The sequence below is a fragment of the Paenibacillus glycanilyticus genome (genome assembly GCF_023715145.1).
GTDB lineage: Bacteria > Bacillota > Bacilli > Paenibacillales > Paenibacillaceae > Pristimantibacillus > Pristimantibacillus glycanilyticus_A.
This window is the reverse complement of the sequence record NZ_JAMBNP010000005.1, coordinates 317,671-332,095: the sequence shown is the minus strand read 5'-3', so window position 1 is coordinate 332,095 and position 14,425 is coordinate 317,671. Positions and strand designations below refer to the sequence as shown.

Here is a 14,425-nt window from a genome sequence, read left to right as displayed (position 1 = left end):
TGTTTCCCCTCCCCTTACATTCTCGCGAATTGGCTTAAGAACCGCTGATCGTTCGTGTAGAAATGACGGATATCGTCGATGCCGTATTTCAGAAGCGCGATACGTTCCACACCCATACCGAATGCAAAACCGCTCACTTCTGCCGGATCGTAACCGCCCATCTCGAGAACGCGCGGATGCACCATGCCGCAGCCGAGAATTTCGAGCCAGCCCGTTTGTTTGCACATCCGGCAGCCATGGCCGCCGCATTGTACGCAGGTTACGTCAACCTCCGCGCTTGGCTCCGTGAACGGGAAGAAGCTTGGGCGAAGGCGAATTTGCGCCTGCTCCCCGTACATTTGCTGCACAAATTGAAGCAATGTGCCTTTGAGGTCGCTCATGCGGATGTTAGGACCAACTACAAGTCCTTCAATCTGATTGAACTGGAACGAATGCGTCGCATCGTCATCGTCGCGGCGGTATACTTTGCCCGGGCAGATAACTTTGATCGGCTTGCCGTTCATTTGCTGCATCGTCCGAACTTGAACCGGAGACGTATGCGTGCGCATCAGAATATCCTCGGTAATATAGAACGAATCCTGCATATCGCGGGCCGGGTGGTTCTTCGGCAGGTTAAGAGCTTCGAAGTTGAAGTAGTCTGTTTCCACTTCCGGACCTTCAGCAATGGAATAACCAAGGCCTACGAATACGTCTTCGATTTCCTGCGCTACTTTGTTCAGCGGATGCACAGCGCCCGTAGGCAAAGCTTTGCCTGGCAGCGTCACGTCAATGGTTTCGGCGCGAAGACGGTTCTCTGTCTCCGCGGCAAGGAAAGCATTTTGCTTCTCGTCGATAACCGTTTCAATAGCCGCGCGAACATCGTTGCCCACTTGGCCGATAATCGGACGCTCTTCAGCGCTTAAGCCGCCCATGCCGCGCAAAATCTCGGTCAGCGCCCCTTTTTTTCCTAAATACTTTACTCGCAAATCATTCAGCTGCTGCGGATTATCGACCGACTGCAGCTCTTGCAGCGCTTCTGCGCGCAATGCTTCCAAACGTTCTTTCATCGTAAAATCTCGCCTCCATCATTGAATTTCAATCAACAAAAAAAGGCCTCCCTCCCCGTAAGGGACGAAAGACCGTGTTACCACCCTAATTCGGATTGCCGATTCCTCCTGCTTCGAACGCAGGCGCAAAGACAATCCCTCTAGCCCCGTTAACGGCGGGAACCGGACCTTCCCTACTTTGCCTCGGCATAGCTGCTTCAGCGGTTCAGGCGTCTGCTCCGGAGTGAACTTCGGCAGCCTAATCCCGTAAAGACGCTCGCAATCCATGGCGCCTTCTCCCTGTACGGAAGCTCTGCTTACTTATCTCCATCAAAGCTTTGATGATTATTAAAAATTTCACCCGCGAAACGCATGCTGCTCCTTAGAATAGCATAACCGTTTACACTTGGACACAATAATCTATATTATATGCATTTCCGCATTTCCTTGCAACCATTCACTGCCGTACAAACTTATTTTTTCAAGAGCCCCTGCTCGTAGGCATAACGGGTAAGCTGAACGCGGTTGTCGAGATGCAGCTTCTGCAAAATGTTTTTGAGATGGTTTTTGACGGTATGCTCGGATAATCCAAAGGCGGTTGCTATCTCCTTATTGGATTCTCCCGTCACCACCCGCTCCAGAATATCCTTCTCGCGGGAAGTAAGCGGCGTAGTCATGACGGATGGATCACTGACGGCGGGCTGGCCGCCTGATTTTGCGGCGCTTGCCCCGCTCGACGAGGCAGCAGATGAGAATTCCTGCAGAAGCTTGAAGGCAATTTCCTTCGACATCGGCGCTTCGTCATCCACCACTGCACGGAGGTATTCCCGCCAGGCCGAAGGCGACAGGTTTTTGAACAAATAGCCTTGCGCGCCTCTCTTGATCGCTTCGAACAGATGGGTAATGTCGTCGGAGACCGTCACCATCACAATCTTAAGAGACGGGTAGAGAAACTTCAATTGCTGCGTTGCCTCAAGCCCGCCCATGCCGGGCATATTAATATCCATCAGAACCAAATCGGGCAAGACATCGTCAATCCGGGCAATTGCTTCTTCCCCGCTCGCCGCTTCGCCTACTACCGTAAATTCCGGGCCAGTGCCGATAATCTCCCGCATGCCTTCTCTTCCGTGCGGATGATCGTCCACCAGAAAAACTCGAATCTGCGCTCCCGCTTCATTCACTGCCTGTCACCTCCAGATCGAATAAGAACCATTGTCCCTTTGCCTTCCGTGCTACGAATCTCAAACGTCCAGCCCATCTGCTCCGCCCGGTCCCGCATCATCCGGACGCCGTACCGGTCTTTGGAATCAAGCTCGCTTTGCAAGGCGCCGATTCCGTTATCTCTCACTTCGCAATAAAACTGTTCATCCCCCTGCTGGCGGCTTATGACCTGAACCTCCGTCGCTTGCGCGTACTTGCGTACATTCATCATCGCTTCCCGGATAATCGCCTGCAGCTCCACCAGCTCTTTGTTCGTTAATATTCCTTCCGGCAGCCGCCAGTCCAGCTGAACGCGAACTCCGCTGTTCTGCAGCAGGTCATAGGCCGCGCTATGGATGGCGTTCAGCCAGGAATCATCCGCTGCAACGGAAGGCGACTGCAAATTCGCAATCGAGTGCCGCACATCCTCATAGACATGCTTTACCGTCTTGCGAATTTGGACCGTAGTCTCCTTCGCTTCATCATTAAGCTCCATATGCTCCAGACGGTCCAGCTTAACCGACAACAGGAAGAGCGATTGAGAGATGCCGTCGTGAAGCTCGCGGGCAAGCTGCTCCCGCTGCTGGAAGGACGCTTTGGACATCCGCTCCCTCTGCAGCGCCTCCTGTGTCTGCTCCAGCTTGGCGAACAGCCCGCGCAATAAAGTCAGGGTGAAGAGAAAGACAAGAACCGGGGCCAGGAAGTTGCCAAGCTCCATGGAAATGTACGGCAGCAGGAAGACATGCCGGACGTACTCCCATAAGCCAACCACGATAGTAGGTATCCATAAAATTAAAAATTTCAGCGATTTGTAGGACATGATGCCCTCCTAAAAAGAATGATCACACAAGCGGCCATATTTGGGCCATTTGTGATGATTCTTACTTCGTAAGCGTCTCCTAAAATGAATTGCGGATTTGATGGCCGTAAAACTGGCCGATTAAAGCGATTCATACTTCGTAAGCGTCTCCTAAAATGAATTGCGGATTTGATGGCCGTAAACGGGCCAATTAAACGTAATAAATGATTAATGTGGATAACATTTCCCGGGTAATGGAAAAGGCTGCTTCTCCAAGTGTACTAGACCCTTTCACAAAGAACAATTCGTATAAGAACGTTCGACTGCGAGCACAATGAGAAATAGAGGGGGGATGCAAAATGACTAATAACCATTTCAAGCTGGCAGAGCTCGAGGACCGTACCGAAGCACTTGAAGAAATTCGTCAATTGGAGCAAAAGCTGACCGATCAGATGGGATCCACGATCAGCTTAATCGCTTATGAGTCTGAGGACGATAATAAGTAGTTTACTTGCTTTACGCCTCCGCTTCTGGCTCGGGGGCGTTTTTTCTATTGACAGGGAACTATTTTTTACTTATCTTTGTTGTACATACAAAATAAAAGTCATCAATAGGCAAGGAGGGCATAGGATATGACAAACGAAATAAATCTCCCGGCGTACGAAGAGGATAATGAAGGCTTTCTGCATAGCTGTCTCTATTTCACAACTAATCGGCTGAGCAGAGCGATTACCCGGATGGCAGATGAAGCTTTTGCAACGACAGGCCTTGCGCCAGGCTACGGTTATGTGATTCGGCTCGTTGTCGCAAAGCCCGGCATTACGCAAAAGGAGCTTTCCGAAAAGCTGTATATTACTCCCTCCACTCTAACCCGGTTTATCGATAAGCTGGAAGGCAAACAACTTGTAGAGCGCAAGGTGCAGGGGAAGACCGTCCTCGTCTATCCGACGGATAAAGGCCGTGAGCTGGAGCCTTCCATACGTGCTGCTTCCAAGCGGCTTCATGATACTTATCAAGAGATTCTCGGTTCTGATGTAGCAAGGATGTTGACGCAAACCCAAGAGTCTACAAGCGAGCAGTTAGAAAAGTAAGTGCATAATTGTTCCAGGCAAGGTCCCAAGCGAAGTTCCTTGATGGGGACTTTGTACCATCATACGTTTGTATGTACAAACAAAATAGAGGTGCGGAATAATGAATCAGGTTAAAAGCAAATTTTATTACGGGTGGATCATCGTTCTGCTCACTTTCGTAACGCTGCTGGTGTCGGCAGGCATCCGATCCATGCCTAGCGTACTCATGATTCCTTTCCAGGAGGAATTCGGCTGGAGCCGGGGTGAAATCTCAAGTGTTGCCTCCATCGGCATTCTATTGTACGGCTTGGTTGGTCCGTTCTCTGCCGCCCTGCTCCTGCGCTTCGGCATCCGCAAGGTTGTTCTCTTATCCTTGTCGGTACTTGCGGTCAGCCTTGCGGTCACCCCGTTCATTACTGCCTTGTGGCAGTTTGATCTGCTGTGGGGCGTTGTCTCCGGTCTTGCAACAGGGATGATGGCGAACGTGCTTGGCGTAACGGTCAGCAATCTGTGGTTTGTGAAACGAAAAGGGCTGGTTGTCGGGATGCTTACAGCGAGCGCTGCCGCCGGTCAGCTGCTGTTCCTGCCGCTGCTTGCAAAGATGACCTCCGATTACGGCTGGCGGTATGCGATGTATACGGCGGTTGCCGGTATCATTGCGGTCTTCGTCATTGTTGCGATCTGGATGAAGAATCATCCGTCCGATGTTGGTGCCGCTCCTTACGGAACGGAAGAGATCGTTGAGCCAACGCCGTTCCGGGGGAATCTGTTCCTGTCTCCTATTCAGAATCTTGCTTACGCGATGAAAAATAAAACGTTCTGGATACTCGCCGGAACCTTCTTCTTCTGCGGGTTTTCGACAAACGGCCTGATCGGCACTCATCTCATTGCGGCCTGTGGCGATCATGGGATGGTGGAAGTGGCCGCTGCCGGACTGCTGGCAATGATGGGCATCTTTGATCTCTTTGGCACAACGATCTCCGGCTGGTTGTCGGACCGGTTCGACAGCCGCTGGCTGCTGTTCTGGTATTACGGGCTGAGAGGGTTGTCCCTGCTGTTCCTTCCTTATGCGCTTAATGCCACTCCGGCTATGCTTGTTGTTTTCTCGGTGTTCTACGGTCTGGACTGGATCGCTACAGTGCCGCCAACGGCGAAGCTTGCCGGTGAAACATTCGGCAGAGAGAAGTCGGGCATGATCTTCGGATGGATCGTCGTGGCCCATCAGATCGGCGCTTCAGTCGCTGCCTATGGCGCTGGCGTCATGCGCGACTGGCTCGGAAGCTACTCGCAGGCTTTTGTAATTGCGGGCTTCACCTGCTTCTTCGCCTCACTGATGGCTATCCGGGTTAAAAGACATCTTGCGGAACGCAAGGATGTTACGATTCAGGCTTAAGCGGATAAAAAAACCTCGGACTGTTCCTTTGAAAGGAATTGTCCGAGATTTTTTGCTGTTCGGGAACGGATGTTGACTTGTGACCTTCATCCATAACGTTCTGCTGATACGCCGTCAGCTCATCCATCTTGCTGTCAAACGACGCAGCGACTTCATGTCCTTGCGTGGTAAGCAGCTTCAAGTACTCATCGGTTTTATCCTGATCCTTCAGCTGCATCTCCCGAACCGCAATCTCACGGAATTGCTTCTCCAGTTCAATCAGCTCCGCAAGCAGCTTTTTCGCTTCAGGCAGCTTGATGATATCGCCGAGCTCTCTGCTCAACGTCAAGAAGCTTTCATGAGCTGTGTTGAACTTTTGCGCGGAGGACTCGTCCTTAACAATCAGATACCCCCTGGCATTAAGCTGCTCCTTCTTAATGGCAAACCCCATAAATAACTTCCTGCTTACGGTCAACTTCATTCCTACACCTCTTGTCGTGAGTTCGATACATAACTCGGATGCGTTTCCTAAAAGTTAAGAGCTTTTCGCTTTATTCCACTAATTCCATAATTTAACAACATAATCAATCCTTATTTCAGGAGATTTGACCTAATGTGAATTAGTACAAAATTTGGGATTTCCAGACTTTTGAAGCAAAAAAAAAAAAAAAAAAGAGAATGCCCTCCGCAAGGCGCATCCTCCTGTTAACATCTATCCGCTTATTTCAAAAATTTCACCAGATCCAGCTTAACCTCTTCCACCCAGACATCTGTAATTTCGGCATCTCTGAAGTATTTCCAGGCTTCATAATATACCTTCGTCATATAGACCGATACATCATATCGTCCCATGGGGAAGGTGACCTTATAACCTTCAAAGAATTCTCCCGTAATACCATCTTCAGTCATAGTTAATCTCTCCCCTAGCCCTAGATCATGCCACTACATCATATCTAATTTTAGGAGATTTTGTGATTCCAGTCTAGCAGAAAATTAACATTTCATGAAAGCTTTGGTTTACTGGTCAATTGATCCAGATGGTCCGGCCAAAAGGAACCGGGCACCGGCGGAAATCCGCGGTCTTCCGGCCAAATATAAACCCAGCCCGCACGCTGCGGATTTCTCTCATCCTGGACCCAAACCCGCTCATAGTCATTGCTTTCCTCAATGCCGACAAACTCCTCCAGCTCATCGAGGACAGCAAGTCCCTTCCGGTGAATCGTGAACCATACGCCTTGAATAAGTGAGCCGCTCAGCCGGGCTGCCTGATCCCTTACCGCGGCAGGATAAGCCCCGACATCCACCAGCCTCCCGGCTATCACGCCTTCCTCACTGTCTATTAGGAAAGGGGCGATAACAAAATGGTTGATTAGGCCGGGCAGCAAGGAGCCGTACACAAATACGGTTATTTTCTCTCGCGTCTCCATGCCTCATGTCCTGCCTGGTGCCTGGAGAGTGATGCCGGCCTTGACCAGCGCTTTCCGGATACGGGAAGCAAACAAAGCCGCGTGAGCGCCATCGCCATGCAGGCATATCGTATCTGCCTGAACCTTGACCGGCGCACCTTCAGGCGTAAACGCGGTACCCTGGGATGCCATGGCTACCGCCTGCGCAGCTGCTTCATCGGCATCCTGCAAAACAGCTCCGTGCTTGCCGCGGGATGCGAGGCTGCCATCCGGCTCGTATGCCCGGTCCGCAAATACTTCGGAGGCGGAAGGCAGGCCGCAAGCCTTAGCCGTATCCAGCAGCAAGCTTCCGGATTGGCCGTAAACAATCAGCTGGTCATCCATAGCCAGCGCAGCCTTCACGATCGCTTCCGCGATCGGCTTATCCCGGTTCGCCATATGGTAAAGCGCGCCATGCGGCTTCAAATGAGCAAGCTTCCCGCCTGCAGCCCGGACGAATGCCTGAAGTGCGCCAAGCTGATACAAGACAAAGTCATAGACATCAGATGCCGTTACCAGCATCTCCCGGCGGCCAAAGCCAAGCCGGTCCGGAAGACCGGGATGGGCGCCAATCGCAGCGCCGGCTGCTATTGCCTGCTTGACGGCGGTGCGCATCGTATGCGGATCCCCGGCATGAAAGCCGCAGGCGATATTTACGCTTGTTACATATTGGAGAAGCTCGGCATCCTGTCCGAAGGAATAGATGCCATACCCCTCTCCGAAATCACAATTGAGATCAACTGCGCGATTAGTCGTAGAAGCCATGTCGTGCTCCTTTCATTTATGGCTGGCGGCTGCGTATTGCAGCGGCCAGATAGCGGATGTCCTGCTCGCGACGGCGGTCCAGCCGCTGCGCTTCGGCTAGTGTGACAGGCTGAAACCGGATCGTATCCCCCGGTTTCGCCTGGGCCAGAAGCGGCATGTCGACGGCTGCGACATGCGCGATTTTGGGGTACCCGCCGGTTGTCTGGCAGTCGGCGGCCAGAATGATCGGCCCGCCGCCGGGCGGAACCTGCACGGCGCCGGGCGTTACCCCGTGCGAGAGCAGCTCCGCACGGGTCTCTCTTGCAAGCGGGGTGCCCGTCAGGCGGCACCCCATCCGGTCCGAGGCGGGAGCGACGGTATACCGCTCCCGGAACAGGGCTTCGCGGGCAGCAACGCTGAACTGCCCGTATTCGCTCCCCGGCATCGCGCGAAGCACGATGCCGTCTTCGCCGTCGCCGCCGCTATAGGCTCCCGGCGGCGCAAACCACGGCGCGGCCGCCCATGGCAGGCGGCGGCCGGCCGCTTCCGGCGCTGACGCGGCGGCGGCTTCGCCCTGCCGCGCCAGCGCCGTGGCCCAAGCAGCTGCCCAGCGGGACGGGGCAGCTGCGCCTTGCCCTGCGCCGCAGGGCAGGACATCGCCGGCGGCAAGGCGCCGCCCGGCCAGCCCGCCCAGAGCGGCGCGCACATCCGTGCTGCGGCTGCCGAGCTCGCGCGGCACGCCGAAGCCCCCCGCTGCCGCTATGTATGCGCGGCAGCCGCTGACGGCGCGGCCAAAGCGAAGCACCGCGCCGCGCGGCACAAAGACCGGCCGCCACATCGGCAGCTCTTCGCCGTCCATTGTTGGCTCCAAGTAAGCGCCGCAGACGGCGATAAGAAGATCGGTGTTCGCCTCAAGCTCCGGTCCAATAAGCGTTACCTCAAGCGCGGCCTCCCCTTCTTCATTGCCAACAAGAAGATTGGCCATCCGGAGCGCATAAGCGTCCATCGCCCCGCCTGTCGTAATCCCGGACGAGCGGTAGCCCGTTCTTCCCAAATCCTGAATCGTCGTAAGCAGACCGGCTTTTAACACCTTTATTCCGCCGCGCGAGCCTTCCGCCCCGATATTTACAGCAGCTTCGCCTCTATTGCCCTGCTCCTTCATATGCTGCCTTCACCTCCGGATATGGGAATAAACCGGATGCGGTCCCCCGCTCTTAACAGCACTGGGTCCTTCCGCTCCTTGTTGAACATCGCAATTGGCGTGTAACCGATAATTTGCCAGCCTCCCGGTGTCGCAATCGGATAAACGCCGGTCTGCTTCCCGGCAATACCAACGGATCCAGCAGGCACAACAGCTCTCGGCACCGGCTTTCTCGGCTGCTCCAGCTTCTCGGGCAATCCGCTCAAGTACGGAAAACCCGGCATAAACCCGATCATGGCTACCGTATATTCCGCCTTGGAATGCTCCTCGATGAACCGGCTCGCCGTCATCCCCGCACGCGCTGCCGACTCCTCCAGATCCGGGCCATATTCTCCTCCGTAATAGGTCGGAAGATCAATCCTTCTTCCTTGTACATCCCGCTCAGCCGCCGTCCTTCCATTCTTGATAAGCAATCTCAGCCTACGCTCCGCCAATTGGTACGGCAGAAGGCTGTCTGCCTCCGGTCCGATCTCAATCTCCCGCCACAGCAAGGCGGAATCATACACCACGGTTACGGTCTCGTAAGCCGGCACGATTTCAATAATCCATGCTTCGCCCTGCTGCTCAAGCGCCCAAGCAAGATCCGCCATCTGCTTCCAGCCGGCCGCGCCCGCTGCATCATCCTGCTTTAGAACAATTGCCCGGTCGCCAAGCGGTGTTACCTGAACAGTCATGATCCGCACCCCCGCTCTCATCTTTCTCCCCATTGTAAAAGAAATCCGTGATGGCGGCCATCCCGAACGCAGAAAAAGGAGCTGTCCCATGAAGACAGCTCCTTTTCTCCCATGATTAAGCCCTTGCTAATGATATCAATGCACATACCGGTTAATAACTTCAACCAGCAGATCATTCAGCAGCTTGGTCTCAAACTCGCCTACCGCAGGCTCTAGGTGATCGCTGCCAATACCGCTGTCATCGGTCAGGAACAAATAAGTGCCACCCGTTGCAACAGCCGCAAACCGCAGCAAATACTCCGTATCCGCATCAACCCCGCTTGACGCGACCGGGATAATCCGGATGCCTTCCTTCGCCGCATCGGCTATGACGCTATGCATCTCCTGCATGATCTGGGTCTCGTGGTGAGGCGGCGCATCCAGTACAAGGAACAGCAATCTGGCCCTCGCATTCTCGCTCCATTTATGCTCGCTGACCGCGTTTCGCAAAGCCTGCTCAACCGCTTCCGGATAATCGCCGCCGCCTTGCGCTTTTTGCATCGCGATGAGCCGTACCGCTTGATCTATGTTGGTTGTAAAAGGGTTCGCCTTCACGACATAGTCATCATGAATATCCCGGTAAAAATTCGTGCTCATCCGAATATCCAGCTGATTGGCATGCTGCTCCTTGGCCCGCGTGATGACATCGTTCAGCTCCGCTTCCAGGTAGTCCATCTCGTCTTGCATGGAGCCTGTCGTATCCAGGACAAACATCACATCCACCTGATCCGATACAGGCAGCTCGCCGTCAAGATCCACCTTCAGAGCGCCTTGACCCGGAACCTCGATATTGGACACCTTTTTCTTCTGTTGTTCCGCCAGCACCTCCACGGAATAACGCGTTCTCTGATTAAACTGCTCGTCGTTATGGTCCCGGAACAAGCCGGCGAACAAATACGCTTTGCCTTCGGCATTGGTCCTCGCTTCCCATACGATTTCCTTCTGCTGTCCGATCAGCTTAACCGTCGCATCGGATACAGCCCGGCCGTCCGAAGTCACCAACACCTCCAGCCGGTTAAAATATTCAAAGCCCCAATGCGTGGAGCTGTTACTTCCTTCATAGCTGTTCATTACATTATTGAAACGTTCCCAGGCGGCAAGATCATCCCATTCGCCCGCGGTCAGCTGACCTGCCTCGATAGGCGCGTCTGTCCGTCCCTGGCGGCGCACCTCTTCCTGGTGTGCTTCCGGTTCGGAAGCCTTGTTCTCGACCCGCCCCCGGTCATCGGCAGCAGATTCGGTTGTGCTGCTGTCGGTCCCGCGCGCCGGAGCGCCTTTGTCAGCCGCTGCGCCGTTATTCCCGTTAGAAGCAGAACAGCCTCCCAGAATCAGAAGGAGCGCAAGCAGAGAAATGATCATGGTCATGAGTTTGCTTTTAATATCATGTATTCCCATTTTCCATAAACCCCCTTTTTTTCTAATTAGACGCAACCAAAAGAGGGATTGTTGCATTAACCGCCAATCAACATTACAATCAAAAGCAGGCATCCCCGGCAGACAATATCGGACGCCGTTCTATGCCAGTCATGGAGGGCTGCAATAATGGAAACTATTCAATTAGAGGACATTGAGATTGTGTACCAGCAGCAGATGAAGGAGCTTCCGTTTCGGTCAGCTGAGCTTGTACTGGTGTCGGATTACGGTTCCAGGCTCTGGTATGTGGATGTGAACGGGGTACAAGATACCGAGCTGCTCGAGTGGTTTGGACAAAGCGAGGACATCCGGGTCGAGCTATACGCTACGGCGACGGACGGTCGGACCTTTAACGGAACTGCCTATCTGCATCCGAACGAGCCGCATCAGGCGGCTGCTCTTCGGGGAGACGGAGAGCTGCGCGAAACTTAAAGCCTCTTGTACATATGGAAGGAGAACAGAACAACATGTCAATTACTTCGAGACTTATTACCAACGAAGAGGATCTGAAGGCGGCTTTTGATATCCGCAAAAAAGTATTTGTGGACGAGCAAGGCGTACCGGCGGAAAATGAATACGACGAATTCGACGAAACAGCAAAGCATGTTCTCGTCCTCTATAATGGCGAACCTGCGGCAACAGGACGCCTCAGAGAAGTAGACGGCGTTGCGAAGCTGCAGCGCATCTGCGTCCTTGAGTCCCACCGCAAGTACGGTCTTGGCCGCGCTGTCATGGAAGCATTGGAATCCATCGCCCGCGACGGAGGCCTCAAAGAAGCCAAGCTGAACGGCCAGACCCATGCCGAGCCTTTCTACAACAAGCTGGGCTATCGCACGGTCTCCGATATCTTCCTGGAAGAGGGTATCCCCCACGTTACCATGAAAAAAACGTTATAATTCCCAAGGAGCTGCCGATTGCCGGCAGCTCCTTTCTTTGCCTCTTTCAGACAGGCGCCTGTCCATTGTCAGGCGCCACTAACGCCTCACCCAAAAAAGGGCTGCCTATTTTTAAGGCAGCCCTTTCTTTATGGGTTATGAGAAGCAAGGAAGGTTGTGTATGTGAAGAGTGCGAAGGGTGCGAAGAAAGGGAGATGTACCTCCTGAGGAGCGGAGCGTCTGCCTTTGCCATTCTGAATACTCGTTAGACGAGTAAGTACCATATTCAGAATGGCAACAGCAGCCGAAGGAGGTACATCTCCCGGCCTGAGCATCCCGAAGCACGCCTCTTCCTGAGCATAAACAATCCCCGAAACAATAACCAAATAAACAAGGGCTGCCTTAAACCCAGGCAGCCCTTAAACAACTATTTACTATGAGCAACTTCCGGAGTCGTCAGACGATCGTAGAAGTCCACGCATTTATCTTTGTCCTCCGAATCGCGCAGCGCCATGGCCGAGCGCGGATGCTCATCCAGCATGCCGGTGATCATGTAAGGAATGATGTAGCCCCACTCTTCCTTCTCACGAAGGGGAATCATGTATTTCTCGATCATGTCGAGAACCGGACGTACATTGTATTTCGCGTTTTGCAGGTTAGCAACGAGCAGCTCCGTGTTGCAGTTGCCTGCCGCGCGGCCCATGCCGTATACGGAAGCATCCAACAGCTCGATGCCTTTCTCGGCAGCAATCAGCGTGTTTGCGAAAGCAAGCTGCATGTTGTTATGCGTATGAATGCCCAGACGTTTGTTAGGCAGATAATGCTGGAATTTATCAATCAGGTAGCTGTAGTCGTTAGGCTTCAGGCTTCCGTACGAGTCAACGATATAGACAACGTCCACTACGCTTTCCTTGATCAGTTCGAAAGCTTCAATCAGTTGGTTCTCCATTACATTGGAGAGCGCCATGATGTTCAGCGTTGTTTCATAACCGCGGTCATGGAACAATTGAACCAGCTCAAGAGCTTTGTCAACATCCTGAATGTAGCAGGCTACGCGGATCAGGTCGAGAAGACTTTCGCTGCGCGGCAAGATGTCATTCTCGTCTACGCGGCCGATATCTACAAGAGCGGACAGCTTCGTGTTGCCTTTGTTCGGGATGACTTGCTTCAGGAAGTTGTCATCCAGGAAACGCCAAGGACCAGCCGTGTCGGCGCCTTTCAGCAGCTTCGGCGAGTTTTTGTAGCCGATCTCCATATAATCTACGCCAGCTTCGTTCAAGGTTTTATAAAGATGTTGAACGAATTCAACGCTGAAATCCCAGTTGTTCACAAGGCCGCCGTCGCGGACTGTACAATCGACAATTTTACAATGGCTAGTTTTCGAGTTCATGTCCTACTCCTTCTAGTTCGATATATTACATCCCATCATACTTGAAATGGATGAGGAACGCAAAATAATTTTGTCGTTTTTTGGATGATCATCAGGTATCGTGCAGAAGCTTCAAAGCCTCGCTCCGATAGTTTTTCTGGAATTGATCGACCTCCGGCAGCAGCTGTATTCCGCCCGGTCCGCGGACCATGGCTACACCCCCAGTCTTCTCCAATATTTCCAGGAAGCGGCTTGCCATGATGCCGGTAATCATATTCGGATTATTGCTTGATGCATTAACATAACTTGCCTTCACGTCCTTTACCAGCTTCAAGCTGCTTGAATTAAAGATTGGCGTGTTTGGAAGCCCGTTCATATACATTTTTAAATAGCCGTCCAAATAAATCCCCTCCACTTCGGGATATTCCGGGGTATCCGGATAGTCCTTCAGGAAGGTCTCCGCCATTATGGCTCTGTTCTCTAATTCATTCCACGTAATGACTAGTCCGGCATCCATAGCGGCCGGTCCGGTTGATTCCGCTGCCTTCAGGGCGATATAGCTGTTTAACGGCTTGGACAAGTACATGCTGTATTTCTGTTGGTTGCTGTAATCCACAATCGGATAGATAGTCCCTTCTACCCATACAAGCTTATAGCCCCCTGATAATTTGGTCACGACAAGCTGCCTGACCGTCTCATCGGGAATGGAGCCCGCATTGGCGGATGTAATGGGCCAATCCATCTCCGTCAGTACCTTTTGCACATTCTCGCCAAAGAAAGCTTCCTGGGATGACTGCAGATCCTTGGCATAGAAAGCATACAGCTTCCTTACCATCTGGTCCGCATTATTCTGCCCCGCTTTGTTCAAATTCTCATTTAGGAAGGACACAATATCCGATGCTTGTTTGGCGGTGCCGACCACCGTATTGAATTTATGTATAAGGTCGTCCTGATCCGAGTTTTTCTCAACGGCATCAATGGAAGCAGGCTCCTTGGCTTCTTGGACTCCCCGAACGGCATCTTCATTCTGCTTTGCTTTACTGCATCCCATCAGACCCAAAGCGATACAGATCGTCAGTAATATATATAAGGATTGTTTTAGACGAGAGTTCATATGCACCCAACCTTCCGTTCCATATAGTGTATGCCAGATTGAGCATATCCATTAGACGACAGGACAGATCGATTGGTTTCGGTCA

At 52.8% G+C, this 14,425-nt stretch carries 18 protein-coding genes; 5 read left to right on the top strand and 13 right to left on the bottom strand.

Annotated elements, in window-relative coordinates; all coding sequences use genetic code 11:
• Positions 1–14: 14 nt before the first annotated feature.
• The 4 genes from pheS to M3194_RS16550 all read right to left on the bottom strand — a co-directional run bounded on the left by pheS (position 15) and on the right by M3194_RS16550 (position 3,045).
• A complete protein-coding gene (pheS, locus tag M3194_RS16565; RefSeq protein ID WP_251655179.1) occupies positions 15–1,046 on the bottom strand; it encodes a phenylalanine--tRNA ligase subunit alpha in 1,032 nt (343 codons plus the stop codon).
• A gap of 18 nt (positions 1,047–1,064) precedes the next feature.
• On the bottom strand, positions 1,065–1,313 hold the full coding sequence (locus M3194_RS16560; protein ID WP_251655178.1) for a hypothetical protein: 249 nt from the start codon (positions 1,311–1,313) through the stop codon (positions 1,065–1,067).
• A gap of 185 nt (positions 1,314–1,498) precedes the next feature.
• On the bottom strand, positions 1,499–2,140 hold the full coding sequence (locus M3194_RS16555) for a response regulator (protein WP_397334348.1): 642 nt from the start codon (positions 2,138–2,140) through the stop codon (positions 1,499–1,501).
• A 62-nt stretch (positions 2,141–2,202) separates the two neighbouring features.
• Positions 2,203–3,045 carry a sensor histidine kinase gene (locus M3194_RS16550; RefSeq protein WP_251655175.1) on the bottom strand — a complete coding sequence of 281 codons (843 nt, stop codon included), beginning with the start codon at positions 3,043–3,045 and terminating at the stop codon, positions 2,203–2,205.
• Positions 3,046–3,383: 338 nt separating this feature from the next.
• Between M3194_RS16550 and M3194_RS16545 the strand changes: the two genes are divergently transcribed.
• The 3 genes from M3194_RS16545 to M3194_RS16535 all read left to right on the top strand — a co-directional run bounded on the left by M3194_RS16545 (position 3,384) and on the right by M3194_RS16535 (position 5,487).
• Positions 3,384–3,530: a hypothetical protein gene (locus M3194_RS16545; RefSeq protein WP_251655174.1), complete on the top strand. Its 147-nt coding sequence runs from the start codon at positions 3,384–3,386 to the stop codon at positions 3,528–3,530.
• A gap of 126 nt (positions 3,531–3,656) precedes the next feature.
• Positions 3,657–4,115 carry a MarR family winged helix-turn-helix transcriptional regulator gene (locus M3194_RS16540; RefSeq protein WP_251655172.1) on the top strand — a complete coding sequence of 153 codons (459 nt, stop codon included), beginning with the start codon at positions 3,657–3,659 and terminating at the stop codon, positions 4,113–4,115.
• Between the two features lie 100 nt (positions 4,116–4,215).
• Entirely contained in the window at positions 4,216–5,487 is a 1,272-nt protein-coding gene (locus tag M3194_RS16535) for an MFS transporter (protein ID WP_251655170.1), read from the top strand.
• Here M3194_RS16535 and M3194_RS16530 read toward each other — a convergent pair.
• The 7 genes from M3194_RS16530 to M3194_RS16500 form a co-directional block, all read right to left on the bottom strand.
• The gene (locus M3194_RS16530) at positions 5,471–5,947 is read right to left on the bottom strand and encodes an MCP four helix bundle domain-containing protein (RefSeq protein WP_251655169.1); all 477 of its coding nucleotides are present in this window, start codon (positions 5,945–5,947) and stop codon (positions 5,471–5,473) included. The two genes, M3194_RS16535 and M3194_RS16530, sit on opposite strands and share 17 nt — an antisense overlap.
• A gap of 239 nt (positions 5,948–6,186) precedes the next feature.
• Positions 6,187–6,375, bottom strand: coding sequence for a hypothetical protein (locus M3194_RS16525; protein ID WP_015842998.1), 189 nt, complete (start codon positions 6,373–6,375; stop codon positions 6,187–6,189).
• 92 nt (positions 6,376–6,467) lie between these two features.
• Positions 6,468–6,893: a gamma-glutamylcyclotransferase family protein gene (locus M3194_RS16520; protein ID WP_251655167.1), complete on the bottom strand. Its 426-nt coding sequence runs from the start codon at positions 6,891–6,893 to the stop codon at positions 6,468–6,470.
• A gap of 3 nt (positions 6,894–6,896) precedes the next feature.
• Entirely contained in the window at positions 6,897–7,676 is a 780-nt protein-coding gene (locus M3194_RS16515) for a LamB/YcsF family protein (protein ID WP_251655166.1), read from the bottom strand.
• 16 nt (positions 7,677–7,692) lie between these two features.
• Positions 7,693–8,751 carry a 5-oxoprolinase subunit C family protein gene (locus M3194_RS16510; protein ID WP_251655363.1) on the bottom strand — a complete coding sequence of 353 codons (1,059 nt, stop codon included), beginning with the start codon at positions 8,749–8,751 and terminating at the stop codon, positions 7,693–7,695.
• 62 nt (positions 8,752–8,813) lie between these two features.
• Complete coding sequence (gene pxpB, locus M3194_RS16505; protein WP_251655165.1) at positions 8,814–9,530, bottom strand: 5-oxoprolinase subunit PxpB; 717 nt, start codon at positions 9,528–9,530, stop codon at positions 8,814–8,816.
• Positions 9,531–9,665: 135 nt separating this feature from the next.
• Positions 9,666–10,964 carry a VWA domain-containing protein gene (locus tag M3194_RS16500; RefSeq protein WP_251655163.1) on the bottom strand — a complete coding sequence of 433 codons (1,299 nt, stop codon included), beginning with the start codon at positions 10,962–10,964 and terminating at the stop codon, positions 9,666–9,668.
• Between the two features lie 147 nt (positions 10,965–11,111).
• Here M3194_RS16500 and M3194_RS16495 point away from each other — a divergent pair, with 147 nt between their 5' ends.
• Together M3194_RS16495 and M3194_RS16490 are read left to right on the top strand one after the other, a co-directional pair.
• Positions 11,112–11,414 (top strand): hypothetical protein, encoded by a 303-nt coding sequence (locus M3194_RS16495; protein WP_251655162.1) that lies wholly within the window; start codon positions 11,112–11,114, stop codon positions 11,412–11,414.
• A 41-nt stretch (positions 11,415–11,455) separates the two neighbouring features.
• Complete coding sequence (locus M3194_RS16490) at positions 11,456–11,878, top strand: GNAT family N-acetyltransferase (protein ID WP_251655362.1); 423 nt, start codon at positions 11,456–11,458, stop codon at positions 11,876–11,878.
• Between the two features lie 406 nt (positions 11,879–12,284).
• Here M3194_RS16490 and M3194_RS16485 read toward each other — a convergent pair whose 3' ends face one another.
• The gene (locus tag M3194_RS16485) at positions 12,285–13,247 is read right to left on the bottom strand and encodes an aldolase catalytic domain-containing protein (protein WP_251655161.1); all 963 of its coding nucleotides are present in this window, start codon (positions 13,245–13,247) and stop codon (positions 12,285–12,287) included.
• A gap of 91 nt (positions 13,248–13,338) precedes the next feature.
• Positions 13,339–14,340: a hypothetical protein gene (locus tag M3194_RS16480; RefSeq protein ID WP_251655160.1), complete on the bottom strand. Its 1,002-nt coding sequence runs from the start codon at positions 14,338–14,340 to the stop codon at positions 13,339–13,341.
• Positions 14,341–14,425: the final 85 nt, after the last annotated feature.

Coding starts and splice junctions, on each gene's coding strand:
- pheS (WP_251655179.1), bottom strand. CDS start 1,046: ATGAAAGAACGTTTGGAAGCATTGCGCGCAGAAGCGCTGCAAGAGCTG.
- M3194_RS16560 (WP_251655178.1), bottom strand. CDS start 1,313: ATGGATTGCGAGCGTCTTTACGGGATTAGGCTGCCGAAGTTCACTCCG.
- M3194_RS16555 (WP_397334348.1), bottom strand. CDS start 2,140: ATGCGGGAGATTATCGGCACTGGCCCGGAATTTACGGTAGTAGGCGAA.
- M3194_RS16550 (WP_251655175.1), bottom strand. CDS start 3,045: ATGTCCTACAAATCGCTGAAATTTTTAATTTTATGGATACCTACTATC.
- M3194_RS16545 (WP_251655174.1), top strand. CDS start 3,384: ATGACTAATAACCATTTCAAGCTGGCAGAGCTCGAGGACCGTACCGAA.
- M3194_RS16540 (WP_251655172.1), top strand. CDS start 3,657: ATGACAAACGAAATAAATCTCCCGGCGTACGAAGAGGATAATGAAGGC.
- M3194_RS16535 (WP_251655170.1), top strand. CDS start 4,216: ATGAATCAGGTTAAAAGCAAATTTTATTACGGGTGGATCATCGTTCTG.
- M3194_RS16530 (WP_251655169.1), bottom strand. CDS start 5,947: ATGAAGTTGACCGTAAGCAGGAAGTTATTTATGGGGTTTGCCATTAAG.
- M3194_RS16525 (WP_015842998.1), bottom strand. CDS start 6,375: ATGACTGAAGATGGTATTACGGGAGAATTCTTTGAAGGTTATAAGGTC.
- M3194_RS16520 (WP_251655167.1), bottom strand. CDS start 6,893: ATGGAGACGCGAGAGAAAATAACCGTATTTGTGTACGGCTCCTTGCTG.
- M3194_RS16515 (WP_251655166.1), bottom strand. CDS start 7,676: ATGGCTTCTACGACTAATCGCGCAGTTGATCTCAATTGTGATTTCGGA.
- pxpB (WP_251655165.1), bottom strand. CDS start 9,530: ATGACTGTTCAGGTAACACCGCTTGGCGACCGGGCAATTGTTCTAAAG.
- M3194_RS16500 (WP_251655163.1), bottom strand. CDS start 10,964: ATGGGAATACATGATATTAAAAGCAAACTCATGACCATGATCATTTCT.
- M3194_RS16495 (WP_251655162.1), top strand. CDS start 11,112: ATGGAAACTATTCAATTAGAGGACATTGAGATTGTGTACCAGCAGCAG.
- M3194_RS16485 (WP_251655161.1), bottom strand. CDS start 13,247: ATGAACTCGAAAACTAGCCATTGTAAAATTGTCGATTGTACAGTCCGC.
- M3194_RS16480 (WP_251655160.1), bottom strand. CDS start 14,340: ATGAACTCTCGTCTAAAACAATCCTTATATATATTACTGACGATCTGT.